This window comes from Corynebacterium sp. ACRQK (assembly GCF_022345965.1).
Lineage (GTDB): Bacteria > Actinomycetota > Actinomycetes > Mycobacteriales > Mycobacteriaceae > Corynebacterium.
Genome location: NZ_JAKRMU010000007.1, coordinates 1 through 24,871, shown reverse-complemented (window position 1 = coordinate 24,871; position 24,871 = coordinate 1). Strand labels below are relative to the sequence as shown.

The window sequence follows — 24,871 nt, the reverse complement described above, 5'->3', positions numbered from 1 at the left end:
GCAGTTGTCCGCCCAGTTCCCCCCTATGGCACAACCCCTACTAGACTGGCCTCCAATTACAGCCGAAAATTACGAAGCAGATTTAGAGCGAGCCCATGACCACCAGCGAAGCGAAAACCCGCCGCAGAGCACGCAGCCTCACCATCGCATTATTCTCCGCCCTGTGCGGTGGTGTAAGCGCTGCAGCGTTCGCCTTCGTCGCCCCCGAAGGCAGCACCCCGCTGGTACCGGCCGATGAAAAGCAGGGGCAGCACGTAAACAACACCACGTTCACCGAGGCCAACTACGGCGACTGCGTAAATTGGAAGCCCGGCAAAGACGGTGTGAACTCCGGCTTCGCCACCGTGGATTGCGAGCAACCTCACCGCTTCGAGGTCAGCTCCCGTGAAGACCTCGGCCAGTACCCCACCAGCGAGTTTGGCCCATCCGCAAAGCAGCCAGACTTGAAGCGTCAAGAAGAATTGACCAACGAGCTATGCACCGGGCCGACGATGCAGTACCTCGAAGGCAAGCTAGACCCAGAAGGACGCTACTCCATCTCCCCGATCCTGCCCCCGCAGTCCGCGTGGAACGACGGCGATCGCACGATGCTGTGCGGCGTGATGGTGCCGGACGCCACCGGCCGCACCACCGAGACCACCGGCTTCGCCGCTAAGCAGGATCAGTCGCGCTACTTCGAAAAGGACCGTTGCGTCCGCGCCGATGGCGATTTGACCAACGAGGTTCCGTGCGAAGAGCCGCACGCCTGGCAGGTGACCTCCGTGGTGAACCTTGGCGAGGAGTTCCCCGGCGCGTGGCCGGATACGAAGAAGCAGAACGAGTTCCTGAACAAGGTCTGTACCAAGGACGCGCAGGATTACCTAGGCGGCGACGATGCGCTGTACAACTCCACGCTCACGCCGTTCTGGACCACGCTGCAGCGCCAGTCCTGGGATGCGGGCTCACGCACCGTAAACTGCGCGTTGACGTTCGGCCGCCCCGGCGGCGGATTCGCCACCCTGGCCGGCGATGTGCGCAGCGAATTCACCATCAACGGCCACCCACCGAAGACCCCGCCGAAGCGCAACCCGCTGCGCCGGGATTCACGGCCCGGCAATGCCGAGAATGCTGAGAACGCCGACCCTACTCCGGCACCGTAGGCGGGCGCTTTCCATGGCCATCGACGTTTCCCCCGAGCGTTTCGAAGAGCTCGTTGACCTCGGACTTCGGCGCATCCCCCGCGAGCTGCTGGATAACGTCAGCAACGTCGCCATCGTCACCGAGGACTACAACCCCGAAAGCCCAGACATCCTGGGGCTCTACGAGGGCATCGCACTGACTGAGCGCACTTCCGAGTACACCTCCGCCCTGCCCGACAAGATCACGATCTACCGCTACGCCCTCGAGGACATCTGCGACTCCGAGGAAGAGCTAGTCGAGCAGGTCGCCATCACCGTCATTCACGAGCTCGGCCACCACTTCGGCATCGACGACGACCGCCTGCACGAGCTCGGCTGGGGCTAGAGCGTCGCCGCGCCCCACCCCAGCACTTCGAAAGAGCCCTCCAGGCTGTCGAGCACACCGGAAGGCGCTGCCTTGTTCTCCGCATTATTCTTTTCTGTCTTTCTTTGTGACGCCCCAGGCCGGCCCACCGCAACATCAGCCAACTCGGCAATGTTGTCTGGCACACGCAGGGTAATGACGTTGCCGTTGGCCAGGTAGTGCATGAAGGCCCATTCGGGATCCACCCCACCCAGGAAACGCGCGACCAGGCGGATCACGGCACCATGGCTGACCAGCGCAACATCGGTGGGCTCAGCTCCTCTTCGCACTGCCTCCCGGCTCGCCGCCTCGTTGTCAGCCAGCGCAACCAGCAGCGTGGCAAGGTACTCGCGCAGCACCTCCGCGCCGGACAGGCCGCCGGGCACGGCCTTGTCCACCCGGCCGAGCATCCAGGTGCCCAGGATGGAGTGGTAGGCCTCGTGTGAGTCCTCGTCGTTCTTCATCTCGTACTGCCCGGCGGGAATCTCGGAGACCCGAGGTAGGCGCTGCAGCGCAGCTTGAATGTGATCCGTCGCGCGGGCGGAGGCGGTGGCGTCATCTAAGGATTCCCCGCGGGAGAAGCCCGCAGGAACGATCTCTCCGCCGAAGGCACCGGCTAGGCCCACGGCCGTTTGCTGTGCGCGGGCGGCGAACGAGGAGGCGATCTTCAGGCGTTGGGTGCGCTCGGTGAGCCAGTGGCCGGCCTCGGCGGCCTGCTCCCAGCCCAGTTCGGTGAGGTCGGCGCCGGGTAGCGCGGTATCCAGGGCGTGAATGGCGTTGGAGGTCGTCTGGCCGTGCCTGACCAGGAAAAGACGTGTCGATTGTGCCATTGCCTAGCTACCCTTCTGGCCGCTCTTGAGTTCCTCAATCCATCTACTGGACTCAGCGTAGTTCGGCGGGGCACTGCCCGCATGGCGATGCAGTCGATGGGTGGCGGCTTCCGCGACCGGTAGAGCTTCCGCCGAGGGCCAGCTGCCTAGGAAGCGCACGTCCTCCGCGCGGCGGTACAGGCCCGCCAAGGCTTCGGCCACGGCGGCATCCTCGATGTGGCCAACAATGCCGATGTGGAAGACGTAATTGCCGTTGGCTGCGCCCTCACCCTTCTCCCCGGTACGGCGGGGGCGGGAGCCAATGCGCGCCATATCCACCTGACGGGTGGACAGCTCGGCGATGGCGTCCAACAGGCTGGAGGGCACGTTCGGTAGCCAGAGCACCATGCCGCTGCGGTCGTTGCCCGTGCGTTCGGTGGGCTTGCCGGGGTTGCCGACCAGGATGAAGCGGGTCTGGGCACCGGCGACGTCGGCCACCCCCTCGGCCACGGCATCTAACTGGTGGATTTCCCCTGCGCGGGCCGGCGCTGCGGCGGCATCCGCCTGCCCGGCCTTCACCGCGGCCGCAGCTGCACCATTGCTGGAGGCGGGGACGAAGGAAACGTCCGGCAGGTTCTCCGCCACCCAGTTGCGTACCTGTGCCTCGCCTACGGGGTGGGTGGTCAGCGTCTTAATATCCTCCAACTTGGTGCCGGGGCGTACCAGGATGGAGAACTCCACCGCGACAAGCACCTCGCGGTAGATCTGTAGCTGCTTACCGTAGGTCAGCGCATCTTCCGTCTGCGAGACCGGCCCATCCACAGAGCTTTCCAGCGCCACGCAGGCGAAGTCGGCCTCGCCGTCGCGCACCATGTCCAGCGCCTCGCGTGGGGAGGTGACAGGAATCTCCGTTGCTTCCTCCGGCACCGCGCCGAGCTGCTTAAACTGCTTCAGCGCCTGCTCGGTGAAGGTCCCTTCGGGGCCTAGGAACGCTACGCACACAGAAGAATCACTCGTCGAACCGTTCTTGCAACCATTCATGCGGCCAGTCTAGTAGAGAACCCCACCGGGAATTCCCGGAGACGAAGCCTCCCAGGCGATACCCCGGGTATATCCTTGGGAAGCAATGAACCGCACGCCCAACCAGCCCAGCACTTTCGCCGCCCGCCTCGCCCGCGCCCGGCGCGATACCGGCCTCAGCAACGCACAATTGGGCGTGGCCCGCGTCTACGACAACCCCCACAGCTACGACTTCCTGCGCAGTCACCCGGATCTTCCCCTCGGCGGCGAGGAGGTGCTGATCAAGGACCTGCAGCAGGTGGCGGGCGAGGTCACGACCATGGGCTCGGTTCACCACAGCTTCGTGGCCAACTACCACGACACGGCCGCCCACCGGCTGCTAGTGGGCGGAGCCACGCTAGTGGGTGCGTCTTCCTCCGCGGAGTACGGCACCACCGCCTATACCGAGCCCGTCGGCATGCCTCAGCCCGTTAACCCGCTGAATTCCGCGATGATGGTCGGCGGCTCCTCCGGCGGGGCGGCCACGGCCGTCGCCCGTGGATTGGTAAACATTGCCCACGCCACCGACGGCGGCGGTTCCATCCGCATCCCCGCGGCCTGCTGCGGGCTTGCCGCGTTGAAGCCCACCCACAACCACCGGTTTGGCTCTTTTACGCCGGTCGCACAGGGGTTTATCGCCTCCGACCTGCCCACCACCGCCCGCGCTTACGGCCTGCCCGAGCCGGATATGGACACGCTGCACCTGGAGCCCGCCCAATCGCCACAGCCTCTGCGCATCGGCTATACCAACCAGCCCTTCCACACTCGCAGCGTTGTCTCCCCGGAGATCGCCGCCGCCACCGCCGCGGCCACAGCTCTGGCCACCACGCATCCGCGCGTCGAGTCCGTAACCCAGGCGCCCGCACCCTATCCCCCGGCCACCTTCCAGCTCTTCCGCGACCTCATCGCCGCCCGCTGTGCAGATCTGCCGGGCACGCTGTCGCCCATTACTACCTGGCTGCGCGAAGAAGGCCGGCAGGTGCCGAAATGGCGGCGTCAACAGTTAGAAAAACAGATAGTAGGGCTAGACCCACAGCGGGCGTGGCCGCACTTCGACGTGATCGCCACCCCAACCCTCGCCTGTGCACCGCCGCCTCCCGGGGCATTTTCGCAGCTCAAGCCCGCTGATAACTTCTGGGCGCAAACCGCCTGGACCCCGTGGGGTACTCTGTGGAATCTAACCGGCTGGGCGGCCGTCACGCTGCCACTCGTCGCCCCCGAGCGCGTGCCTGGCCGCTGGCCGATCGCCCTAATGCTGGGTGCGGTCGGCAATCGCACGAGCGCCGCGACGCTGCTTGCCCTCGCTGCCTTTATTATGGACGCCGCCTCGCGCCTGCCTGCCGAAAGCCTCAGCGTTGCGGTGCCGGGCGATATCGAGACCCTGGATTTCCGCGGCAAGCCCGACAACAGCCACAGCCATGAGCATGAGCACTAGTACCCGCGACCGCACGGCACTGCGGTGGGAGCTGCTGCTCATCCTGGGCATCACCTTCGGCACCTCCGGGTTGCGCGCCATCGCCCGGCTGATAGAAGCAACCGTCAGCCCGGAGGCACTCAACGAGCAAAAAGCCACCCTCAACCAGGCGCAGTCGGTGCTGCCCTGGCTGGACCCGATACTGCAGCTGCTCTCCAGCGGCGTGCTCTTCGCCTGGGGCGGGTTGGCGATGTTCCTACTGCTACGGCACCTGCCCCGTCCGGCGCTGGTGCGCAGCTGGCGGCTCCGGGGGCGCGACTGGCTGCATGGGGCGGGCCTGGCCGCGATCATCGGGCTGCCGGGACTGGCGTTTTACTTCGGCGCGGTGCACCTTGGGCTATCAAAGCAAGTCGTACCCACGGAGCTGGATGAATCCTGGTGGCGGTTTCCGTTGCTGATAGTGAACTCCTGGGCCAATGGATTCGCCGAGGAGCTAGTGGTCGTGGCTTGGCTCAGCACGCGCCTCCGACAGCTGCGCATCAGCTGGGCGTGGGTGTTCGCCGCCAGCGCGCTGCTCCGTGGCAGCTACCACCTCTACCAGGGGTATTCCGCCGGACTAGGCAACATCATCATGGGCGTCATCTACCTCTGGTACTTCAAACGAACCGGGCGGATCTGGCCCCTCGTGATCGGACACGGGCTGATCGATACCGTCGCATTCGTCGGCTACGCTGTGCTGTTCTAGTGCGCGGTTGGGCCGTTCGAGCGCCGCCGTACCACTGCATTGACGCCAGCCCTAGCCCCGGAACCCGTTATTATTGTCCCCATGAATTCTCGCGATAATTTCGGCTCCCGCCGCCCCGCCAACAATTCCGGCGGTACGGATGGCACCGGAGGCATGGAGATCGCCCGGGATCGACACGGCAAGCCCATCCTGGATCGCTACGGGCGGCCGGTACGTAAGGGCGTCATCCCTCCGAGCAACAACGGGCCCACCGGATCCACCGGGCGCAAAGAGCCCCAGCGCCGCGAGATCCCGGACCAGCCCGAAGGACCGCGCTACCGCCGTGCCGAGCCGCTTCCACCTCGCGATGCCAACCTCAATGCCGACCGGGGCTACCAGCCACAGCCGGGCCAACAGGGTCAACCTTTCGGCGATCCGCAATTCGGCGGCTACCCAGACGACCGCTCCGGCAGGGGCAGTGCCGGCAGGGGCGAGCCCCCGCGCGCCACTCGGCGCCCCCGCGGGAGGGCTGCTCAGCGGCCGAGGAAGCGCAAGCGCTTCGGCTTCTTCAAGGCGCTAGGTCTGTTGCTGGCCATCGTGCTGGCATTCAGCATCGGCGCAGCCGTGTGGATCGATACGAAACTCCAGCGCATCGATGCCCTGCAGGATTACGACGGCCGTCTGGGAAGCACCTCCGGCACCAACTGGCTGCTGGTTGGTTCGGATTCCCGTGCCGGGCTAAGCGAGGAAGACGCTGACCGTCTGATGGCCGGGGAACTGGACGATTCGGTGGGGCGCACGGACACGATCATGGTGGTGCACATTCCCCGCTTTGGCGGGGACGCGACCATGCTCTCTCTGCCGCGCGACAGCTGGGTGGACATCCCCGGCTACGGGCAAAACAAGCTCAACCAGGCGTTTTCCCTCGGCGGCCCGGCACTGCTGCAGCAGACCGTGGAGCAGGCGACGGGCATCCACCTGGACCACTACGCAGAGATCGGTTTCGGCGGATTCTCCAATGTTGTCGATGCGGTCGGCGGAGTGGAGATGTGCCTGGACGAGCCACTGGATGACCCGATGGCGGGCATCAACCTGCAGGCCGGCTGCCAGGAACTCGATGGACCGACCGCGTTGGGGTACGTGCGCTCCCGCTACGCTTCGGCACAGGGAGACCTGGACCGTGTGGAGCGCCAGCGCAAGTTCCTGGCCGCGCTCTCCAAGAAGATCAAATCCCCCGGAACGCTGCTGAACCCGTTTAAGAACTTGAAGGTCGCCGACGCCCTCAGTGCGAACATGACGGTCAACGAGGACGACCACGTGTGGAACCTCGCCTCACTGGGCCTGGCTATCGCCGGCGGCGCGACGCAAGAGACCGTGCCGATCGCAGGTTACGAAAACACTTACGCCGGCAACGTCGCGCTGTGGGACGATGCCGGCGCAGAGGAGATGTTCGCGAAGCTGCGTTAAGCAGTAGCTGGCTAACTCGCTAGCCAGCTACAAGCCAGCCGCTGCTAGCGGATGGTTACCTCGCGGGACTGGATGGTCTGCTTGGCCTTCTGCTCGTCGGCAGTCAGCGGAGCATCCTTGGCCAGGGCTTCTGCAATCTTCGGATCCAGAGCCTCTAGCCCCTCCTTCCAGGAAGCGGACTCGCGACTGCGGTCCAGGTCCCACACCGGAACCAGGATGCCGTGGGTGCGGAACACACCGGCGAACTTGGACCCCTCGCCCAGGTGCAGTTCACCAGCGGCGTGCAGGCGTGCCAGAGCGTTCAGCAGCTCCTCCTCACCCTCCTGGCGAACCCAGCGGATGTGCGCCTTGTCGGACGGGTCGATCCACCATGCGGCACCCTTGATGTCTGCCTCGACGCGCTCAGAGGGCAGCACAGAGTCGTTAGCGCGCTGCAGGGTAGCGGCGATCTGCGGATTGTTGCGGTTTTCCTCAGTCAGCCACCAGGCGAAGTCCTGGGCGACGGTGATCTCGGAAGCAGCGTCCTTGTTCAGGATGTCCGCCAGGGAGGGCTCAGTACCGTCGGCCACGCCGACCTCCAGGGACTGGCCCGGCTCGGCCTGCTTTACCCAGTTCAGGGCGAAGGCCAGGTCACGGTTCGGGTTATCACCGCGGCGCTGGGTCTGCAGTGCGACGAAGGCCTCGCCGCCGTCTTCCTCCGAGCGGCGCAGCGCTGCAACCGCACCCGGCAGGACGGTAACGATGGAGATCTTGTGCGCTGCGTCCTTCACGTCGGCAACGAAGTGCGCCGAAGGGACGAATTCCTGCAGGGCGATCAGGTCGGCCTCCATGGCGAATCCGTCGAAGGGGCGCGGGTCCTTCTGCAGCTTCGCGCGTTCCGCGGCGCGGGCGGCGAGCTTCGCCTGACGGCGGCTCATACCCTCGGGCAGGTTCTCTTGGTTCTTTTTCTTCTTAGCCACGGTCGTTAATTGTACCTGGCTGCACCAAGGAAAATGCAGCAGCACTGGTTTCGCTGGCTGGCCCCGGCTTGTCTGCCGCTAGCTTGGCAGACACCGGCCTATCCAGCCCTAGCTCATTGTCGCGCCACATTCGCGCCCGCCCGGGGTAGTTCGTTGCCAGCCAGGTCACACCTTGGCGCGCTGCCCACCGCACCTCGTCTTCCTTATCGGCGGTCCATACGTAGGTTCCATCGCCGAAGCGACCGATGATGTCGGGGCGAATCCGACCACGTGCAACCGACAGGCCGTGGGCGTCCACAACATGCAGAGCTTCGAGACCTGGGTTGAGCATGCGCTGGTACTCGCGCCGCAGCAGAATGCGGTGAACCGCCGGGTTGATCATCTTGAAGCGCACCAGGGATTGCGGACTGAAGCTGATCAGGTGTACGTGCGGGCTTTCCGCCAAGTGCGCCCGCTGCAGTTCGTAGTGCAGGGCGTGCTCGACCTTGGGGCCGTAGCGGTTCGGGTGCTTGGTCTCGATAAAGATGTCTTTCTTTAGTGACGCCCCCTCTCCAGCGGCCGCATTGTCCGGCCTCTGGCTGTGCTTCTGCCTGGCATCGATCCGCGAGGAATTCACATCGTTAAAGAAAGTCAGAAGCTCACGCAAGGTAAGCACCTGCGCGGGCTCTTCAGGAGTGCCGACATTGAGCTCCCGCAGCTGCGCCAACGTCATTTCACTGACCACGCCGTTGGATTTCGCGGGCTTGTCCACCGCCACCCGGTCGATGGTGCGGTCGTGCAGGCAGACGAGTTCTCCGTCGCGGGTCAGGCGGATGTCGCATTCGAAGCCGTCCGCTCCCCTTTGTTCGGCAAGTTCATAGGCTGCCAGGGTGTGTTCTGGGCGTTCCTTGGAGGCTCCGCGGTGGGCGACAATTTTCATACCCTCTATTTTTAATGCGCCGGCGTGCAACCGGCATCCGCTCACGCCTGGCTGCCTCCAAGTTTCACGTATTGTTTACTTAAATCAGCCCCGGTTAGATCAGCCCGGGCTAGATCAGCCCCGCTTCGCCCATCACCTTACGCAGCACGTTCGCGGAGTGGTCGAACTTCTCCTTTTCTTCGGAATCCAGCTGTAGCTCCACGGCATGGCGCACGCCTTGGCGGTTGATCACCGCGGGAGTGCCGATGTAGATGTCCTCGAATCCGTACTCGCCTTGTAAAAGGGTGGAGATCGGCAGCACGACATCCTGGTTGCTGAACACTGCCTGGGTGATGCGCGCCAGCCCCATGCCGATGCCGAAGCTGGTGGAACCCTTGGCCTGGATAATCTCGTAGGCCGCGTCGCGGGTCTTCACGAAGATTTCGTCGACGTCCTCGTCGGCGGATTCGCCGATCATCTCCAGGCGGTGGTGGATGGAAGTGCCCGCCACCGAACCGGCGGATAGCACCGGCAGCTCGGTATCTCCGTGCTCACCGATCACATAGGCGTGCACGGAGGTCGGCGCGAGGTCAAAGTAGCGGCCCAGCGCGTAGCGGAAGCGCGCGGTATCCAGGATCGTGCCGGAGCCGATCACGCGGCTGGAGTCCATACCGGAGAACTTCCACGTCGCGTAGCTCAGGATGTCCACCGGGTTGCTGGCAACCAGGAAAACACCGTTAAAGCCGTGCTCCATCACATCGCCGACGATCGTCTTGAAAATTGCGGTGTTCTTGGCGACGAGGTCCAGGCGGGTTTCCCCCGGCTTCTGCGCCGCACCCGCGCAGATGCAGACCATCGCGGCATCGCGGCAGTCCTCGTAGGTGCCGACCGTCACGCGGGTGTTGTGGTGCGACCACGGCACTGCGTGGTTCAGGTCCTGTACGTGACCCCAGGTCTTGCGCTCGTCCAGGTCGATGATGGCGAGGTGATCGGTGAGCCCCTGATTGACCAGGGTGTATGCATAAGCGATACCAACGTCACCCGCGCCGATCAGGACGATCTTGGAGCCGGGGGTTGGTGCTGCGGTGTTGTTGCGGTTAAGTGGTTGTTCTTGCCCAGTAGATGCCGTCAACGTCTTGGCCTTCTTCCTTGCTAGGTGCTGCTGGTTGCTAGTTGGTAGCTGCCGTTTTTTCTGACGCCATCGGCCAGCATAGCGACACGTCCAATCAAGCTCATGTCAAAGGTTTCTGAATATTGAACTTTTGGAATACGGCGTCAAGAATTAAGAAGTTCATGAGAAAAAACCTTGCAGGAACGGTTTTTTGCCGTCACACTTGTTGTCACAGGCACTTCCAACGTGTGAAAGGATCAAGAGAAACCATGGCTAAGTACGAACTGCCCGAGCTGGATTACGCATACGACGCTCTGGAGCCCCACATCTCCGGCGAGATTATGGAGCTGCACCACACCAAGCACCACCAGAACTACGTCAATGGCGCTAATGCTGCTCTGGAAAAGCTGGAGGCCGCCCGTAAGGATGGCTCCATCGCTGGCGTAGTTACCGCACTGTCCAAGGATCTTGCCTTCAACCTGGGTGGCCACACCAACCACTCCCTGTTCTGGAAGAACCTGTCCCCGAATGGCGGCGGCGAGCCAACTGGTGAGCTGGCCGAGGCCATTAACCGTGACTTTGGCTCTTTCGAGGCCTTCAAGGATCACTTCTCCGGCGCTGCTCTGGGTCTGCAGGGCTCCGGTTGGGCGGTTCTGGGTTACGACCACATCGCTGGCAACCTGGTTGTTGAGCAGATGACCGATCAGCAGGGTAACCTGTCCATCAACCTGACCCCGCTGCTGCTGCTGGATATGTGGGAGCACGCTTTCTACCTGCAGTACAAGAACGTTAAGGCAGATTACGTCAAGGCTGTCTGGAACGTCTTCAACTGGGATGAGGTTGCCAAGCGCTACGAGGCTGCCAAGAAGTAGCCCGAAGCACTCTACAACTCCATAGCACTAGAACTACATACATAACTTCATAATTTCCCAACTGAATAAGGCAGGCCCTATATCCACCGGAGAAAAATTCTGGCAATCGATATGGGGCCTTTTGCGTCCCCAGCCATCAAGGTGGGCGGGGTTTCAACTCACTCGACTCCCACATTCTCGCTCACCCAGCTGAGGAAGCATCCACAGCATGGGTCGGTTTTCATGCCTGGCCTATGCAGACAGTCACTCGCACACTTCCAAGATTGGAGAGAACGATGAAGACTCCGACCACCCACCACACTTTTCGCACCCGTCGTACACGTCTGATCGGCACCGCAATCGCCATGTCCGGTCTGCTGCTGGGCACTGCTGCCTGCGGTGATGAGAAGGCACCCGAGGACGCAGCGGCTCCCGCCGCATCCGCCAACGTCAAGACGTACAACGCCGCAGCCTCCAGCCCCCGCACAGGCAATGGCGCCCACGGAGCTCAGGATTGCCCGATAGATTCGAACGCTCCGGAGATCACTGAAAACATCAGCAAGCTCCCTCATAACCCTTACGGTTGGAAGCTGACGAATCAGACCAACTACAACCCGTGCTCCGATCTCAGCTACGCGCTGATCACTCAGGCAAGGCAGGGTAATGCTCAATTCGCCACGCAGCTGATGCTCTTCCACAAGGGCAAGTACATCGGCATTGCGTCCGACACGATTCAGCAGACTGAGATCCTCCGCACCACCCCCAACTCCGTCAAGGTGCGTATGCGCGACTGGGAGGCATTGCGCGAATCGGGCGAGGCCAATGTCATGGCCGGCAAGTACTTCTCTGATGTCACCTTCCGCTGGGATGGCAGCAAGGTCGTGCCCGAAGGCCGCATCCCGAACCAGAACCTCCCCAAGGAAATCGGAGGCCACTAAGGTACAAACGCTAGCTAGTCACAGCTAGTCCCCCAGCACCCCGACGGGGCAACTCACGCCATTAGGGCCGTGGTTGCAGTACCCGCCGGGGTGCTTGTGTAGGTACTGCTGATGCTCGTCCTCGGCCAGGTAGTACTGCCCGTCGCCAATCTCCGCCAGCTCGGCTACTTCCGTGGTGATCTCCCCGAAGCCCGCGTCGCTAAAGCGCTGCTGCCAACCCTCGATGGCCTGTTGCACGCGCCCCAACTGCTCGGCACCCTGCGTGTACACGCACGAGCGATACTGCGTGCCCACGTCGTTGCCCTGCCGGTCGCCCTGTGTAGGGTCGTGGTTTTCAAAGGCGATCTGCAGCAGTTGTTCCAGGCTCACCGTGGCGGTGTCGAAGACAATCTGCACTACCTCAGCGTGGCCGGTCCGTCCGGTGCAGACCTCGCGGTAGGTGGGGTTCGGAGTATATCCGCCCGCATAGCCCACGGAAGTCCCCCACACCCCGTCCACACCCCAGAACATGCGCTCTACACCCCAGAAGCAGCCCAAGCCCAGGACGATCTGCGCGGGTTGCTCTAGCCCGGCGGCCTCAGCCCAGTAGCTATCCTCCAGGCCGGAAAGCGGTGTGCCCAGAACCACATTCGGCTGCGGGTTCTCCAGCACGGGCGTGCGCCCGCCCTTCAGTGCGTCCTCCGGCCCGACTCTTTCAGCCCGGTACGGTCCCTGGCTATTGAGCGCCATGATGCGTTCGAAGAAGTTCGTCATGCCTTGTCCTCTTTCTTATTGACGCCGCAGCTCCCGCAATCCCGGCGCGCCCCGGCGCAGCCACGCGCGAACCGCCGCGGTCGCCACGCAGTCGTCAGCGTTGTAGCGCTCCAGCTTACGCCTGGCCGCCTGCGCCGTACTACGGGATCCGCCGATGGCCTGTTCAAACAGTTCCACCGCCGCCTTGCCGTTGATGCCCGCCTGGCTGAACTCGAACCCCGCCAGCGGCGCGATCGTCTTTAGCCCCAGCGAGTCCGTGGGTGCCAGTGCCTTTTTCACCAGGCCGAAGCAGTCGCACCAGTGCTCGGAGGCGATGAAGGCATTCACCTCCTCCAGCGTGGGCATGGTCACCTTTACGTTAGTGCCCGCGACCGTGTAGCGGCGCCCGCCAAAGTGCTCGGCGGCGTGGCGCAGCCAGTAGTTTTCCCCCTGCGCGGCATACACCCACACCTGGAAATTCTTTCCCTCCCCCAGGGCGCACTTTTTCTGCGTTTGCAGCCAATGCCAGAACTCGGCAACGTGTTGGCCTTCATCGCCATCCCGGCTAAAGTCCCCGAACCCGATGTAGCGCGAGCCATCGAAGGTGCCCCAGAGGAACGTGCCGCGGTTGGGGTGGGCCTCCATGTCCACGTCAATCTCCACCCAGTCGCGCAAGGCCCCGGCGGCGCTTCGCGCGCCACCGCCCCAAAGCTCCGGCTGCTCCAGCCAATCTTTCTTCGGGCGGCGCAAGGCCACCTGCCCATCCATCCAGGCTTGCGCCAGCTCTGCCTGTTCTCCGTTCCCAGAGGCCGCCAGCTGCGGGAGAGTTTCGATTCCCTTCTCTCGCCACTTGCGGGCTTTATCCCCCGGCAGCAGCAGGCTGATCTCCTGCGCCTGCAGCAATTGGGCCCGGCAGAGATTGTGGAATTCGCAGGTCTGGCATTCCTTGATCCTGCGCGGCCCGGTTGGTATCGGTTCCTCCAACGCGGCCTGCAGCCCGGGGAGCACGGAGGGGGCGTCAAAAAAGAAACAGCGTGGCCTGCCCGGCCCGGCGCGACCGATAAGTGCAACGGTGCTGGCGGCGAAACCCCACTTCCGCAGTACGACGTGGGCGATGGCCACTTTCTGGGCATCCCCCGCAGTGGCGCGGTGGCGGAAGTCAGTCGGCGCCGGCACTGCCAGCCCCAGGGCACCGATGTCCGTCACGCGGCAATCCGCCAGCTGTGTGGCCCGGGCGCGACGAGCCACGGAGTGCGAGGAAATGGCGACGGGCGTGTACTGCATAAACTCGTCGACCCCCTTGCCACGGTCCGCGCGAACAAGCAGGTCCAACTCCACCCGAAATGGGCCTTCGGCCAGCACGGGGCGAGTGATCAGTCGAGCGCCGGAAGCTAGCGCCTCCAGGGTCTGCTCGACGGCGGTATCAGACTCGCTGGGGTCAATATCCACCCTGGTGGGGAACACTTTGTCGCCCATCCGCGGTTTACTCGGCAAGCGCCGAAACACCTGCTCTCGGCGGAGCGCCGCGTTGGCTTTGTGCTGGACGGCCTCCACATAGGCCTCGAGGTCCCGTGCGATGTGGATGCGCGGGTTGGCCGATGGTTTCCGCTGCTCTTGGTGGCGCTGTTTGTGCTGACGCCGCAGTGCCGCACGGTGGCGGCAGCCCACGAGGTCGCTAGGGCCGAGCGGCGGAAGATCTTCAGGCAGGCTCACAATAGTTTCTAAGCCTAGCGCGTCCACCGGACAGGCAGTGCGTCTCCCCAGAGGGTTAAGCCTTCCGCCCCGGGGTGTCGAAGTACAGTGAAGCAAGTACAGTAAAGATGTTTCTTAAGTAATCTGGTTGAACAGTAAGACAGATCAATTCGCATCGGAGTGACATGGGACTGCTCAGCGGTATGCGCAAGCGCCGTCAGGAAAAGAAGGCCATCGAGAAGGCAGCGAAGGTTCGCGCCAAGGCACAAGTAAAGGCCGACTCGAAGCTGGAGAAGCGCAAGGAGGCCTACCTGCGCAAGACGGCCAAGCAGGTGCGCAAGATGGACGCCAAGGAGCTCAAGGCTCAGCGCAAGCACAACGAGAAGATGGCGAAGGCTTCGCTGGAGCAGATCAAGGCCGGTCGCTTCAACGCCAAGAATGTGCTGAAGATCGCCGGCGCTGCCCGCGCAGCCGCCCCCTTTGCAATCCCGCTGTTCTACCGTGGCGCAACCGCCCTGCAAGAGGCCTCCAACAGCTCCGCGGCCCGCCGCAGCGGCCTGGCCACCAAGGCAACCGCCCAGTTCCCTGGCGATGGCGGCCTGCAGCAGGCGCGCATCAAGAAAATCCGCAAGTCCCTGGGCGATGGAGTGCCGACCGGCTTCGCTAAGGACATCTCCGAGCGGATGGACGACCTGGATACGGCCGTCGAAAACTCCCGCTCCATGAACGACGGCCAGGCGAAGCGTGTGCTGCGTTCCGTATCCAACGAGCTGGATCTGGTGGAAGCCCAGATTAAGGCCAAGCGCAAGTAGGGCTAGCCCAAGCTGGGGGATCTCACCAAGCGAAACCCATTTACGCGTGGTTTCATTAGGCTATGACGAACGAGCCTCAGGAAAACTCCACCCCCACCCCGGCCCAGTCCGGCCAGTTCACCCGCCGCCAAGTCCTACAGACCAGTGCGGCCGGTGCAGCTGCCGCCGGCATCGGCGCCGTTGCCGCCAACTCCACCGCCTCCGCCGCGCCGCTGGGTTCCGCCAAGCGCCCGAACCCGCCCATCAACAAGAAGATGGGCAAGGCAGCCTTCCAGCACGGCGTTGCTTCCGGTGACCCATACCCGGATAGCGTACTGCTGTGGACCCGCGTGACCTCCAACGAAAAAGACTACCCAGGTGACGGCGAAGGCCAGGCCACCAACGTCAAGTGGGAGGTCGCCAGCGACGAAAAGTTCACCCAGATCGTCACCTCCGGCACAGCGAAGGCTGAGCCTGCCGGCGACATGACCGTGAAGGTAGAGGCTCGAGGCCTGAAGCCCTACACCGGCTACTTTTACCGCTTCACCACCGTCGACGGCCCCCGCAAGGGGCAGACTTCCCCGGTCGGCAAGACTCGCACCGCCCCCGCCAAGGGTGCCGACGTGTCCGAGCTGCGCTTCGCGCTGTTTAGCTGCTCCAACTGGGAGGCTGGCTTCTTCAACGCCTACCGCGATATGGCCAAGCGCGGCGACATCGACTACGCGCTGCACGTCGGCGACTACATCTACGAGTACCCGCGTGGCGAGTACACCGGTAAGACCGGCTCCGTCCGCCTGCACGAGCCGGCCAACGAGATCGTCTCCCTGGCCGACTACCGCCAGCGCTATGCTCAGCACCGCACCGACCCGGACCTGCAGGCCGCGCACGCTGCGTGCCCGTGGATCGTCACCTGGGATGACCACGAGGTCGCCAACGATAACTGGTCCCACGGTGCGGAGAACCACCAGCCGGACAAGGAGGGTGACTTCATCGCCCGCCGCAACGCCGCCATGCAGGCCTACCTGGAGTGGCTGCCGATCCGCGCCACCCCGCTGTCCGAGAAGGGCCACATCTACCGCAACCTGTCCTTCGGCAACCTGGTCGAGCTGAACATGCTGGATCTGCGCACCTACCGCAACGAAAAGCCCGGCTTCACCGCTGCCCGCAAGACCGATGACAACTCCCGCACCATGCTGGGCTCCGAGCAGTTCGGGTGGCTGACCAAGAAGCTATCCACCTCGACGGCACGCTGGAACTTCATCGGCAACTCCGTCATGTTCAGCCCAGTTCTGATTCCGCCGCTGGATCCGGAGGCCACCAAGGCCGTCACCCAGCTGCTGGGACTGCCGGAAGAGGGCATGCCCTACAACTTCGACCAGTGGGATGGCTACGCCGCAGAGCGTCGCCGCGTGATCAAGTACCTGGTGGACAACAAGATCCGCAACACGGTCTGGCTGACCGGCGACATCCACTCCTCCTGGGCCAACGACATTCCGGCCAAGCCGGGCACCTACCCGAACGGTGGTACCGCAGGCGTGGAGATTGTCTGCACCTCCGTTACCTCCTCCAACATCGACGACATTCTGAAGTTGCCGGAGGATAACGCACTGTCCCACACCGTGGAGTACGCCTTCACCAACATGAACCGCCACGTGAAGTACCTGGACTTCGACTCCCACGGCTACACGGTCGTGCGTGTAACGAAGGATGCGGTGGACGCTAACTGGATCTTCCTGGCTCCGGACGGCAAGCTGAAGCCGAACCAGCCGCTGCACTTCGGCAAGGCCGCCACCACCAAATGGGGCGAGGGCATTCACACTTCCAACGTGCGCATCGACCCGGCTAAGCACTCCGCTCGCTAAAAAGCGTTTAGGCGCTTTATTACCCTCAGGCACACACCTGGGGGTATTTTTAATTATTCTTTTCTTAATGACGCCACCTTTTCCAGCACCTTTGCAGATGATTTAACTTTAAACAAATCACCTCATCAACATCTGCCTTTAATGCGTTAAACTAGGATGCGAAAGGATTTAACTAAGTAAAGCCAACAAACGCCTGGAAGAAGGGAATGTTCCGATGGCACGCCGCGAAATTACCCAGTTCTTTGATGATCTGGACAATGCCCCACTTTCCGAAGACGAAGTCAATGTTGTTGATTTCAGCGTCAACGGAATTGATTACACCCTAGATTTGTCCGCCAAGAACCGGACGGCTTTTGAGAAGGCCTTGGAGCCTTACATTCAGGTTGCTCGCCGTAAGACCCGAAGTGGTGTCGGACGCCGCGCCACTGGCCGGAACACCAATCCGGAGCGCAACCGTATGATCCGCGAATGGGCACGTGAAAACAACGTTCCAGTCTCCGAGCGTGGCCGTATTTCCGCCGACGTAATCGAAAAGTTTGAAAAGGCTCAGGGCAAGTAAACGCTTTTCATTTTAAGAGATTCGAGGTTTCCGAAGTTGGGGCGTCACAAGATAAAAAGAGCATCCCTAGCGTTGGTCGCAGGCACCGCGCTAACTTTTAGCGTTAGCGCCTGTGGGGACACGGGAGACGAAGAGCCGACCTCAGAAACCTCCGCTGAACGCACCGTCGACCCAGTGAAGGGAACCGAGCTGCCGATTGACGCCGCCCCGGAGCCAGTGGGCCAGGGCGGCCAGGAGGTCTGCCCCTACCTAGACGGCGAATGGTTGCAGAACACCAACGGCCAGCGCCTCACCGGAACCGGAACGGACGAACGCTTCGACCCTCCCGCCTGCGTTTTTTGGTCATACGAGGACTACCCGCAGGCCACGGTAATGGTGCGCCACATGCGGACCAACTCCGATGCGATCGCGGTAGTGGACCATGCCGCGCCAATCGATTCCACGCTGAAGGCCCTCGACCCGGAGGGGTGGAGCGGCGGGCGCCGTGGTGGCGACGAGGAATCCGGCGCAGTGTACGCGGTGTGGAAGGACGAAACCGCCGTGGTGGTCACCACCGCACAGGAACAGTCCGTCAAGGCTCAGAAGATCGCCGAGGAGACGATCAAGAACCTCAAGCTCTAAGTAGTCCCTCCGAGACCCCCACATCGGTCCAGGGCATCATCGGTCCGACCCACGGGAACACGACCTCCATGAGCAGGAAGAAGATGCCCGCCAGCAGCACAAGAACGATCAACAGTTTGATCCACCAGGGGCCCGGCAGGTTACGCCACAGCATCGCGTACATTTAAGCTCCCTCCGTCAATTCCTCGGGCAGTTCTCCGCCCTTCTTCGGCTCCGAACGGACGAGCGCCGCGTGGACGATCATGCGCTCCTTGTTGGAAAACTGCGGGTGGCAGGTCGTCATCGTCAGCAACGCCGCATCGACCTTGGGGTGCACCTCGATGCGCTCCTGGCCAGGGACGGGGTTGATCACGTTGATGTCGTTCGGGGTAGTGATATAACGACCGTTGACGCCCGCGTATTCACCGCTGGAGATCTTCTGCGCCAGCTCTGAGTCCATGCACTTCTCTGCCGCTGCCTGACGCTCGCCCGGGGCTACGTCGATCGGCAGCACACGGTAGATATTCCAGCTGCCGGCGGTTTCCACCACCACGGAATCGCAGGTTTTCAGAAGCCCTAGGTCGTTAAAGGGGGAACCGCGTCCCACGCGGTGGCCGGCCATGGCGAAGTTGCCGGGTTTACCCGGCGCCTGAGTGTCTTGGTAGTGGCCCGGCCCCTTGGTCAGATCCTCGTCGGCCACACCCTTGACCACGGAGAAGTTAAAGTCCGAGCCGAAGGAGGGGACATATAGCCGGGCAAAGGCGGCGCCTTCAGCCGGTTCGGTCAGCGGACGAGGGTTCTTTTCATCCCACTGATCATCCAGCTCCTGGGCGACGGCGGCTTGTTGACGGCCGGATTGAACATCCGTCCAAAAAACATCCCAGAAGCCGAAGAGCAAGGCGAGGACACCAAACGTGATGAGGATTTCGCCGAAAACACTAATCGGGTCGAGTCGTGTTTTCGCCTTTCGTCGGTGTCGCGCCATGCGTCACATCGTACTACGTTCTGGGGCGTTTCCCCACCGTATCCCGCAGCTATCTCTCATGGCGGGTAAGCTCTCCTCCATGAAGATTGTCGAGTATCCCGTTGCCCTATTCCTGAAGGCATGGCATTACCTTTTTGCCGACATTCTTGGCTGGGATGCAGCGCAATCTTGGTTGCTGGCACTTGTGCTTCTGATTGTTACCGTTCGGTCGCTGCTTTTGCCTTTCGTCTACCGACAGTCTTATTCCAGCCGTATTTTGGTTAACATCCGACCAAAGGTTTATCGGCTGGAACAGGAATACAGCGACGATAAATCGGCGGAAGGCCGCAAGGAGCTGGCAAAGAGGCGGCGCGAGCTACAGAAGGAACACGAGTATCGCTTCTCCGACGGTTGCATTCCCGCGCTTATCCAAATTCCGGTTCTGATTGGCCTGTACCGCATGCTCATTCACGTCACCAGCCCGGACCCAGAGATCAACGCTTCCGTCAACGGCTTTGGCCCTCTGAATGCCGAGGAAGTCCAGTCACTGCTTTCCGCAAAGCTCTTCGGGGTGCCTATGGCCGCCTACGCGCAGATGTCGGATTCGCAGTTCGCGGAAATCCACACCACGCAAGAGCAGGTCTTTTGGGTAGTGTTCCCCATGGCTATTCTGGCGGCGATTTTCACCACATCTAACTGGGGTTATTCCATGTACCGGAATTACCTCACGGTGGATCACAACTCAGGTTTGGCCCGCGGACTGCTGAAGTTGATGTGGCTGATCGGTCCCATCGTCCTGCTTGCTCCGTTTACCATTGCCCTGGGCGCAGTCGGCCCGGTCGCGTTGATGATCTACTGGGTGGGCAACAACCTGTGGACTACCACCCAGACGATCACCATTCAGCGGATCCTGGATCGCAAGATTCCCTACTCTGAGGAGTTCCTGGAGCACCACAAGGTGATGAAGAACCAGCTGGTCGAGCGAAAGAAGGAGAAGAAGCTGGAGCGGAAGGCCAAGCGAAATAGCTAGATGTTGTAGCTCATCGGCGCCGTCAGCAGTAGCTGCTTCGCCAGGCCTCTAGCGGTTTCCAGCGGCACGGTGTTGCGGGACATCTTCGCGCCGTTAAGCCCGCCATCCATGAACACCATCAGCTGGTCGGCCAGCGTCTGCGAGGCATAGCCAAAGCGTTCCGTGAGTAGCTCGGCCATCGTGTCGCGACACCAGCGGCGGTACTCCATCGCTGCGTCGCGGATGCGCTGCTCCGAGTCGGTCTCGGGCCGCGGGTATTCGCTGGCTGCGTTCTGGAAGTGCGAGCCACGGAAGTTATTGTCTGGCTCCTGCTGAATGCACAGGTCGAAGAACGCGATGATGCGGTCCTCCGGCTTTTCACGCTGATCCGCCAGCGCATGCCAGTCCTCGCGCCACTTCTGATCCAGCTCCTGCAGGTAGGCAACAACTAGATTGTCCTTCGATCCAAACAGGGAATACAGGCTGGCCTTCGCCACGTCTGCGTCGCGCAGGATTCGGTCGATGCCGATCACGCGGATGCCCTGCGTGGTAAAGAGGTTCGTCGCACTTGCCAGCAGACGCTGGCGCGGTCCGGGACGGTTGCGGCGGCTGGAGCGCGCTGTCTGCTTAGTCGCCTTACTGGTTTTCTTGGCCGTTTTCTTCGCGACCTTTTTGGCCGTCTTCGCGCCCGCTGCCTTGGCCGAGGAGTCAGTAGAGGCCGCGGAGCCCGCCGTGCGGGTTTTATCCTCTGCCGTTGCCATCTACTTTCTCCTTATCTTTGTCTTCCTTGTCATCGCCATCGCCATCACCATCGCCATCTCTGGCTGTCGGCCTTGGGCACGCTTACTCGCATAAGTCTACAAAATCCTGTAGAGCCCATTGGACTCTACAGGATCTGTGTTATTTTGCGCTTGCTTACTTGCGCTTATTGTCCTTCGGACGGACAACCATCATCGGGCACGGTGCGTACTGCAGCAGGGTGCGGGAGGTGGAGCCCAGCAGCATGCCCTTGAAGCCGCCACGGCCGTGGGAGCCGACGATCAGCAGCTGCGCATCGTTGGCCGCCTCGGTGAGGGACTGTACCGGGCGCTCGCGCTCCACGATCTCTTCGACCTGTACGCTCGGGTACTCCTTGATGAGCTCCTTCAGCTCGTCTTCCATCATGTTCTGACGCTCGACGATCATGCGATCCATCTGGTTCTGAGCATCCACCAGGCCAACGTAGGTGGTGTGGATCTGCGTGTCCATCCAAGAGTGAACGGCGCGCAGCAGGGCACCGCGTGCCTCTGCCTCGCGGAAGGCGATCTTCAATGCCTGGCGGGAGATCTCGGAGCCATCCACACCGACCACGACGGGGCCGTACTTGTTATCGACGGTGACGTCGTTGTCCTTGCGCACAACCACGACCGGGCATTCGGCGTGGGAGACTACAGCGCTGGAGACGGAACCCATAACCAGGCCGGAGAGGCCACCCAGGCCACGGGACCCCATGACGATCATCTCCGCAGTCTCGGAGAGATCCAGGAGAGTATCGATCGGGGCACCCTCCTTGACCAGGTAGCTGACCTCAACGTCGGCGCTGAAGTCGGTGACGATCTTGCGGGCGTTATCAATCTTGTCGCCGGCTTCGCTCTCGAGCTCGTCGTATAGCTCCTGCGGCGGAACCATGCCGTCGGCGTACATGAACTGCGGCATGGTGTAAGCACTCACCAGCTTCAGCGGCTGCTTACGCTTCAGGGCGGCGTTCGCAGCCCACCTAACGGCCTCGTTGCTGGCATCAGAGCCATCAACTGCGACGATGATTTCCTTATCGCTCGTGGTAGCCATGGGAAACGATCCTTCCTTGCAAGGGCATTATTTGATTGATCCTCTACCACTTCCCATTATCCTTAAAAGCGCCAATCAATGCAGAAAGGGTGCCCATTTGCCCCTCTTTTCGGGACAAATCGGGCACCCTTTGGGTGGGAATTTAGATTTTAGGTTGAGGGACTAGGCCTGGGTGCCGGGCAGCGGAACGTCCTCAGCGCCGGGCGCGTTGGACGGGGAGAAGAACTCGAGGAGCACGCGGAAGATGTTCAGCAGAACACCGCCAAGCTCGCTCTTGAACAGGTTAGACAGGGAACCGGTAATTGCAGCAATATCCATGCCGGGTAGCATAACGGATTGATGGGACCTTTACCAGTAAAAAGTGGCTTAAATCCTACGCGGATTCTTGTTCCCCCAGCCACCGACACGCCGTGGGTGGCAAAAGATTTTTTGTGGCACCTTATTTCCTCCCAGCGCCACCGCGCAGAAGATGATAATTTTAGCGCCGTTTTAGAGCGCTTTACCGCAGGAGAAGTGTGCCTTGACTCAGGTGAGCCGCTTGCCCCGGATGACGTTTTGCGCCCCGGAAGCTTTATCAACTTTTATCGCCGTCCCGCCCCGGAGCGCACCGTCCCCGGGGAGATTGCGATGCTACACCAGGATGCGGATATCGTCGTGGTGGATAAGCCCCCTTTTCTAGCCACCCTCCCCCGTGGCCAGCACATTACCGAAACCGCGCTGGTCAAGGCTCGTGTGCAGCTCGGCATTCCGGAGCTGTCCCCGTCTCACCGCCTCGACCGCCTGACCCGCGGAGTGCTGCTGATGACCGCCCGCCCGGAGGTGCGCGGCGCCTACCAGACGATGTTCGAGCGCCGCATTCCTCACAAGGTCTACGAGGCGCTGACTCCCCTGCCCGCGGAGGCTCCCTTCGCCCCCATCCCCCGACTAGCTGACTGGCGCTCGTGGGATCCTCCTACGCCGGAGCGTCCATGGCGGCTGGAGCACACCATGTCCAAGACTCGCGGGCACCTCAGCACCATCCTCACCGACGGCCCACCCAATGCCTTTACCCTGGTCACGGGACTGCGTACAGAGCACCGCGACGGCCGTAATGTCCTGGTGTGGCGCCTGGAACCGCGCACTGGCAAGACCCACCAGCTTCGCGTCGTCCTTCGCTCGCTGGGGTTGCCGATCCTGAACGATCCTCTGTACACCGAGCTCACGGATGCGGCACTCTTCTCTATTGATGCCCCTACGCCCCGCCCGGTCTACGTGGAGGACGAGGACTTTGCCGCCCCCATGGGCCTTATTGCCAAGGAGCTCCGCTTCCCCGACCCATTGAGCGGCCAGGAAAGGGAGTTCATCAGCCGCTTCTAGCGAGCCATAGACCATGGATCAGTCTTGCAGCTCCACGGTCACACCGCGCAGGATTCGGGCAGTATAGAGGCAACCGGCCGCCAATGTCACCACGACCAGGGCGGTGATCAGTGCGAAGGCGTGAGAGTAAGCAGTATCTGCAGCCGCTAGCAACGGGTCGGCCCAGCTGGCGTGCGAGAAGTGCGCAATGTGCACAGCCGAATGCAAGCTTTCCTTTGCTTCCACAGGAACTTCAGCTGGCAGAGTGATCAACGCCGAGTAGAAGGCCGTGACCAGGCTGCCGAGGATAGCGATGGAAGACAGAGAACCGAACTCGTAGCTGACCTCCTCTATAGAGGAGGCCATGCCTGCGCGATGGCTGGGCACGCCAGAGATCATCGCAATGGAGGCTACCGCCATCACCGCGCCTAGCCCCATGCCCTTAATAAATAGGCCGCTGAGAAGAAGGGGCGTCGATCCCCAAAAACCATAAAGACAAACGATCGCCGCACCAATGGTGGCCAGCCCGAAACCGCCGGCAATAAGGCGCCGAATGCCGAAGCGCGTTAGGCGGGCACCGGCGTAGATTGACGTGAACAAGGCGCCCAGAGCCGCAAAGGTCACGTACACGCCGGAGTGCAGCGGGGATAAGCCGTCGGCGAGCTGCAACTTCTGCGTAATGACGTACTGCAGGCCAGCGAGGGCAAACATTGACAAGGCGGCTCCCAGGGCGCCGGCGCGGAAGGCGGGGAAACGGAAGATGTCCATTGTGATGAGCGGTTGCTCTAGCCCGTTCTGACGCCGTGTAAAGGCCCAACCGCCAAGGATGAGCATGACGGCTGCCAGGCCAATGACGGGCCAATTCTGCGGGGAATGGCTGCCCTCCTTGATGAGCATGACGGCACTCACCAGGGTGATCATCGCGTAGAGGGAGGAGATGAAGTCCCAATGCTTGTCCGGCCGTGGCTGATCCTTCGGGGCGACGAAGGGCACGGCTATAAGGGCTGCGATAACGAGGGGAACGTTAATCAGGAAACAGGACCCCCACCAGTACAGTTCCAAAAGCAGTCCGCCGGCGATCGGGCCGAGGGCGGCGGAAACGGTTGAGAGGCTTCCCCAAATGCCGATGGCGAGATTCAGCTCGGCCGGGTTTGTAAAGGTAAGTCGGATGAGCGATAGCGTGGACGGCATCATCGTTGCGCCGCCTACGGCTAGGAGGGCGCGGCCGAGAATCAGGACTCCGGCGGTAGGCGCGAAGGCCGCGATGAGCGAGGCTAGGCCGAAGATGATGAGGCCTGCGACGAACATGCGTCGGTGGCCGATCTTGTCCCCGAGGGTGCCGGTGCCGAGTAGTAAGCCGGCGATCACGATGGCGTAGATGTTGACGATCCAGAGCTGTTGGGTGCTGGATGCGCCGAGGTCCTCGACGAGGCTGGGGAGCGCCGTGTAGAGGATGGTGTTGTCGATCGTAATGATGGTGATGCCTACGCCAACTGTGGCAAGAAGCAGCCAGCGTTGTAGGGGTGTGGCGGGTGCTGGCTGTGTATTCATGAATGAGACTTTAGCAATACGGAAATGGGCATGAAAAAAGGGAGTGTGCACGTAGAAACACGTACACACTCCCTCAATCTTTAGTTTTAGTGCCGGCGGTGACTTACTCTCCCACACCCTCCCAGGTGCAGTACCATCAGCGCAGGTAGGCTTAGCTTCCGGGTTCGGAAAGGGACCGGGCGTGACCCCACCGCTAAC

At 62.1% G+C, this 24,871-nt stretch carries 26 protein-coding genes, 1 rRNA gene and 1 pseudogene; 13 read left to right on the top strand and 15 right to left on the bottom strand.

Annotated features, from left to right (window positions below):
- The first annotated feature begins 95 nt into the window (after positions 1–95).
- The gene (locus tag MHX63_RS08435; RefSeq protein WP_239388118.1) at positions 96–1,139 is read left to right on the top strand and encodes a septum formation family protein; all 1,044 of its coding nucleotides are present in this window, start codon (positions 96–98) and stop codon (positions 1,137–1,139) included.
- Between the two features lie 13 nt (positions 1,140–1,152).
- Positions 1,153–1,503: a metallopeptidase family protein gene (locus tag MHX63_RS08430; RefSeq protein ID WP_239388117.1), complete on the top strand. Its 351-nt coding sequence runs from the start codon at positions 1,153–1,155 to the stop codon at positions 1,501–1,503.
- On the opposite strand, the gene MHX63_RS08425 is transcribed toward MHX63_RS08430, so the two are convergent.
- Positions 1,500–2,351 (bottom strand): histidine phosphatase family protein, encoded by an 852-nt coding sequence (locus MHX63_RS08425; RefSeq protein ID WP_304504261.1) that lies wholly within the window; start codon positions 2,349–2,351, stop codon positions 1,500–1,502. The two genes, MHX63_RS08430 and MHX63_RS08425, sit on opposite strands and share 4 nt — an antisense overlap.
- Positions 2,352–2,354: 3 nt before the next feature.
- On the bottom strand, positions 2,355–3,371 hold the full coding sequence (gene pheA, locus MHX63_RS08420; protein ID WP_239388116.1) for a prephenate dehydratase: 1,017 nt from the start codon (positions 3,369–3,371) through the stop codon (positions 2,355–2,357).
- A gap of 85 nt (positions 3,372–3,456) precedes the next feature.
- On the opposite strand from pheA, the gene MHX63_RS08415 reads away from it, so the two are divergent.
- The 3 genes from MHX63_RS08415 to MHX63_RS08405 all read left to right on the top strand — a co-directional run bounded on the left by MHX63_RS08415 (position 3,457) and on the right by MHX63_RS08405 (position 6,994).
- Entirely contained in the window at positions 3,457–4,824 is a 1,368-nt protein-coding gene (locus tag MHX63_RS08415) for an amidase (protein WP_239388115.1), read from the top strand.
- Complete coding sequence (locus tag MHX63_RS08410) at positions 4,814–5,548, top strand: type II CAAX endopeptidase family protein (protein WP_239388114.1); 735 nt, start codon at positions 4,814–4,816, stop codon at positions 5,546–5,548. The genes MHX63_RS08415 and MHX63_RS08410 overlap by 11 nt, the downstream gene beginning before the upstream one ends.
- A gap of 81 nt (positions 5,549–5,629) precedes the next feature.
- Complete coding sequence (locus MHX63_RS08405) at positions 5,630–6,994, top strand: LCP family protein (protein WP_370644075.1); 1,365 nt, start codon at positions 5,630–5,632, stop codon at positions 6,992–6,994.
- A 44-nt stretch (positions 6,995–7,038) separates the two neighbouring features.
- Here the strand turns inward: MHX63_RS08405 and MHX63_RS08400 are convergent, their stop codons facing one another.
- From MHX63_RS08400 to MHX63_RS08390, 4 genes and pseudogenes are all read right to left on the bottom strand, one after another.
- The gene (locus MHX63_RS08400; RefSeq protein ID WP_255710597.1) at positions 7,039–7,911 is read right to left on the bottom strand and encodes a DUF5926 family protein; all 873 of its coding nucleotides are present in this window, start codon (positions 7,909–7,911) and stop codon (positions 7,039–7,041) included.
- Between the two features lie 34 nt (positions 7,912–7,945).
- On the bottom strand, positions 7,946–8,872 hold the full coding sequence (locus MHX63_RS08395; protein ID WP_239388112.1) for a glycerophosphodiester phosphodiesterase family protein: 927 nt from the start codon (positions 8,870–8,872) through the stop codon (positions 7,946–7,948).
- 41 nt (positions 8,873–8,913) lie between these two features.
- Positions 8,914–8,976 (bottom strand): annotated as a pseudogene (locus tag MHX63_RS10525) (hypothetical protein); the annotation flags it as partial.
- 5 nt (positions 8,977–8,981) lie between these two features.
- Complete coding sequence (locus tag MHX63_RS08390; protein WP_239388111.1) at positions 8,982–9,983, bottom strand: L-lactate dehydrogenase; 1,002 nt, start codon at positions 9,981–9,983, stop codon at positions 8,982–8,984.
- A 248-nt stretch (positions 9,984–10,231) separates the two neighbouring features.
- Between MHX63_RS08390 and MHX63_RS08385 the strand changes: the two genes are divergently transcribed.
- Positions 10,232–10,834, top strand: coding sequence for a superoxide dismutase (locus MHX63_RS08385; RefSeq protein WP_239388110.1), 603 nt, complete (start codon positions 10,232–10,234; stop codon positions 10,832–10,834).
- Between the two features lie 275 nt (positions 10,835–11,109).
- The gene (locus tag MHX63_RS08380) at positions 11,110–11,751 is read left to right on the top strand and encodes an LppP/LprE family lipoprotein (protein WP_239388109.1); all 642 of its coding nucleotides are present in this window, start codon (positions 11,110–11,112) and stop codon (positions 11,749–11,751) included.
- A gap of 24 nt (positions 11,752–11,775) precedes the next feature.
- Here the strand turns inward: MHX63_RS08380 and msrA are convergent, their stop codons facing one another.
- Positions 11,776–12,504: a peptide-methionine (S)-S-oxide reductase MsrA gene (msrA, locus tag MHX63_RS08375; protein WP_239388108.1), complete on the bottom strand. Its 729-nt coding sequence runs from the start codon at positions 12,502–12,504 to the stop codon at positions 11,776–11,778.
- 15 nt (positions 12,505–12,519) lie between these two features.
- Complete coding sequence (locus MHX63_RS08370) at positions 12,520–13,959, bottom strand: TM0106 family RecB-like putative nuclease (protein ID WP_239388183.1); 1,440 nt, start codon at positions 13,957–13,959, stop codon at positions 12,520–12,522.
- 401 nt (positions 13,960–14,360) lie between these two features.
- On the opposite strand from MHX63_RS08370, the gene MHX63_RS08365 reads away from it, so the two are divergent.
- The 4 genes from MHX63_RS08365 to MHX63_RS08350 all read left to right on the top strand — a co-directional run bounded on the left by MHX63_RS08365 (position 14,361) and on the right by MHX63_RS08350 (position 18,008).
- Positions 14,361–14,987: a DUF6474 family protein gene (locus MHX63_RS08365; RefSeq protein WP_239388107.1), complete on the top strand. Its 627-nt coding sequence runs from the start codon at positions 14,361–14,363 to the stop codon at positions 14,985–14,987.
- Between the two features lie 62 nt (positions 14,988–15,049).
- Positions 15,050–16,828: an alkaline phosphatase gene (locus MHX63_RS08360; RefSeq protein WP_239388106.1), complete on the top strand. Its 1,779-nt coding sequence runs from the start codon at positions 15,050–15,052 to the stop codon at positions 16,826–16,828.
- 214 nt (positions 16,829–17,042) lie between these two features.
- On the top strand, positions 17,043–17,387 hold the full coding sequence (locus tag MHX63_RS08355; RefSeq protein ID WP_239388105.1) for an Lsr2 family protein: 345 nt from the start codon (positions 17,043–17,045) through the stop codon (positions 17,385–17,387).
- A gap of 51 nt (positions 17,388–17,438) precedes the next feature.
- On the top strand, positions 17,439–18,008 hold the full coding sequence (locus MHX63_RS08350; protein ID WP_370644181.1) for a DUF2020 domain-containing protein: 570 nt from the start codon (positions 17,439–17,441) through the stop codon (positions 18,006–18,008).
- Here MHX63_RS08350 and MHX63_RS08345 read toward each other — a convergent pair.
- Positions 17,998–18,171 carry a hypothetical protein gene (locus MHX63_RS08345; RefSeq protein WP_239388103.1) on the bottom strand — a complete coding sequence of 58 codons (174 nt, stop codon included), beginning with the start codon at positions 18,169–18,171 and terminating at the stop codon, positions 17,998–18,000. The two genes, MHX63_RS08350 and MHX63_RS08345, sit on opposite strands and share 11 nt — an antisense overlap.
- Positions 18,172–18,972 carry a class E sortase gene (locus MHX63_RS08340; RefSeq protein WP_239388102.1) on the bottom strand — a complete coding sequence of 267 codons (801 nt, stop codon included), beginning with the start codon at positions 18,970–18,972 and terminating at the stop codon, positions 18,172–18,174.
- A gap of 79 nt (positions 18,973–19,051) precedes the next feature.
- Here MHX63_RS08340 and yidC point away from each other — a divergent pair, with 79 nt between their 5' ends.
- Positions 19,052–19,981, top strand: coding sequence for a membrane protein insertase YidC (gene yidC / locus MHX63_RS08335; protein ID WP_239388101.1), 930 nt, complete (start codon positions 19,052–19,054; stop codon positions 19,979–19,981).
- Here the strand turns inward: yidC and MHX63_RS08330 are convergent.
- From MHX63_RS08330 to MHX63_RS08320, 3 genes are all read right to left on the bottom strand, one after another.
- Positions 19,978–20,721: a TetR/AcrR family transcriptional regulator gene (locus MHX63_RS08330; RefSeq protein WP_239388100.1), complete on the bottom strand. Its 744-nt coding sequence runs from the start codon at positions 20,719–20,721 to the stop codon at positions 19,978–19,980. The genes yidC and MHX63_RS08330 overlap by 4 nt on opposite strands.
- Positions 20,722–20,875: 154 nt before the next feature.
- Positions 20,876–21,787, bottom strand: coding sequence for a universal stress protein (locus MHX63_RS08325; protein ID WP_239388099.1), 912 nt, complete (start codon positions 21,785–21,787; stop codon positions 20,876–20,878).
- Positions 21,788–21,949: 162 nt separating this feature from the next.
- Positions 21,950–22,105: a hypothetical protein gene (locus MHX63_RS08320; protein ID WP_239388098.1), complete on the bottom strand. Its 156-nt coding sequence runs from the start codon at positions 22,103–22,105 to the stop codon at positions 21,950–21,952.
- Positions 22,106–22,300: 195 nt separating this feature from the next.
- Between MHX63_RS08320 and MHX63_RS08315 the strand changes: the two genes are divergently transcribed.
- Positions 22,301–23,143, top strand: a complete 843-nt coding sequence (locus MHX63_RS08315) for a pseudouridine synthase (RefSeq protein ID WP_239388097.1) — start codon at positions 22,301–22,303, stop codon at positions 23,141–23,143.
- Between the two features lie 18 nt (positions 23,144–23,161).
- Here the strand turns inward: MHX63_RS08315 and MHX63_RS08310 are convergent, their stop codons facing one another.
- Positions 23,162–24,673 carry an MFS transporter gene (locus MHX63_RS08310; protein WP_239388096.1) on the bottom strand — a complete coding sequence of 504 codons (1,512 nt, stop codon included), beginning with the start codon at positions 24,671–24,673 and terminating at the stop codon, positions 23,162–23,164.
- Positions 24,674–24,763: 90 nt separating this feature from the next.
- Positions 24,764–24,871: ribosomal RNA gene (rrf, locus tag MHX63_RS08305) — 5S ribosomal RNA — on the bottom strand; the annotation flags it as partial.

Bases quoted from the DNA above. Each gene is read 5' to 3' on its own strand.
- MHX63_RS08385 (WP_239388110.1), top strand. From the start codon at position 10,232: ATGGCTAAGTACGAACTGCCCGAGCTGGATTACGCATACGACGCTCTG.
- MHX63_RS08400 (WP_255710597.1), bottom strand. From the start codon at position 7,911: ATGAGCCGCCGTCAGGCGAAGCTCGCCGCCCGCGCCGCGGAACGCGCG.
- MHX63_RS08360 (WP_239388106.1), top strand. From the start codon at position 15,050: ATGACGAACGAGCCTCAGGAAAACTCCACCCCCACCCCGGCCCAGTCC.
- MHX63_RS08380 (WP_239388109.1), top strand. From the start codon at position 11,110: ATGAAGACTCCGACCACCCACCACACTTTTCGCACCCGTCGTACACGT.
- MHX63_RS08320 (WP_239388098.1), bottom strand. From the start codon at position 22,105: ATGGATATTGCTGCAATTACCGGTTCCCTGTCTAACCTGTTCAAGAGC.
- MHX63_RS08325 (WP_239388099.1), bottom strand. From the start codon at position 21,787: ATGGCTACCACGAGCGATAAGGAAATCATCGTCGCAGTTGATGGCTCT.
- MHX63_RS08365 (WP_239388107.1), top strand. From the start codon at position 14,361: ATGGGACTGCTCAGCGGTATGCGCAAGCGCCGTCAGGAAAAGAAGGCC.
- MHX63_RS08370 (WP_239388183.1), bottom strand. From the start codon at position 13,959: ATGGGCGACAAAGTGTTCCCCACCAGGGTGGATATTGACCCCAGCGAG.
- MHX63_RS08310 (WP_239388096.1), bottom strand. From the start codon at position 24,673: ATGAATACACAGCCAGCACCCGCCACACCCCTACAACGCTGGCTGCTT.
- MHX63_RS08395 (WP_239388112.1), bottom strand. From the start codon at position 8,872: ATGAAAATTGTCGCCCACCGCGGAGCCTCCAAGGAACGCCCAGAACAC.
- pheA (WP_239388116.1), bottom strand. From the start codon at position 3,371: ATGAATGGTTGCAAGAACGGTTCGACGAGTGATTCTTCTGTGTGCGTA.
- yidC (WP_239388101.1), top strand. From the start codon at position 19,052: ATGAAGATTGTCGAGTATCCCGTTGCCCTATTCCTGAAGGCATGGCAT.
- MHX63_RS08355 (WP_239388105.1), top strand. From the start codon at position 17,043: ATGGCACGCCGCGAAATTACCCAGTTCTTTGATGATCTGGACAATGCC.
- MHX63_RS08425 (WP_304504261.1), bottom strand. From the start codon at position 2,351: ATGGCACAATCGACACGTCTTTTCCTGGTCAGGCACGGCCAGACGACC.
- MHX63_RS08330 (WP_239388100.1), bottom strand. From the start codon at position 20,721: ATGGCAACGGCAGAGGATAAAACCCGCACGGCGGGCTCCGCGGCCTCT.
- MHX63_RS08405 (WP_370644075.1), top strand. From the start codon at position 5,630: ATGAATTCTCGCGATAATTTCGGCTCCCGCCGCCCCGCCAACAATTCC.
- msrA (WP_239388108.1), bottom strand. From the start codon at position 12,504: ATGACGAACTTCTTCGAACGCATCATGGCGCTCAATAGCCAGGGACCG.
- MHX63_RS08415 (WP_239388115.1), top strand. From the start codon at position 3,457: ATGAACCGCACGCCCAACCAGCCCAGCACTTTCGCCGCCCGCCTCGCC.
- MHX63_RS08430 (WP_239388117.1), top strand. From the start codon at position 1,153: ATGGCCATCGACGTTTCCCCCGAGCGTTTCGAAGAGCTCGTTGACCTC.
- MHX63_RS08410 (WP_239388114.1), top strand. From the start codon at position 4,814: ATGAGCACTAGTACCCGCGACCGCACGGCACTGCGGTGGGAGCTGCTG.
- MHX63_RS08435 (WP_239388118.1), top strand. From the start codon at position 96: ATGACCACCAGCGAAGCGAAAACCCGCCGCAGAGCACGCAGCCTCACC.
- MHX63_RS08345 (WP_239388103.1), bottom strand. From the start codon at position 18,171: ATGTACGCGATGCTGTGGCGTAACCTGCCGGGCCCCTGGTGGATCAAA.
- MHX63_RS08340 (WP_239388102.1), bottom strand. From the start codon at position 18,972: ATGGCGCGACACCGACGAAAGGCGAAAACACGACTCGACCCGATTAGT.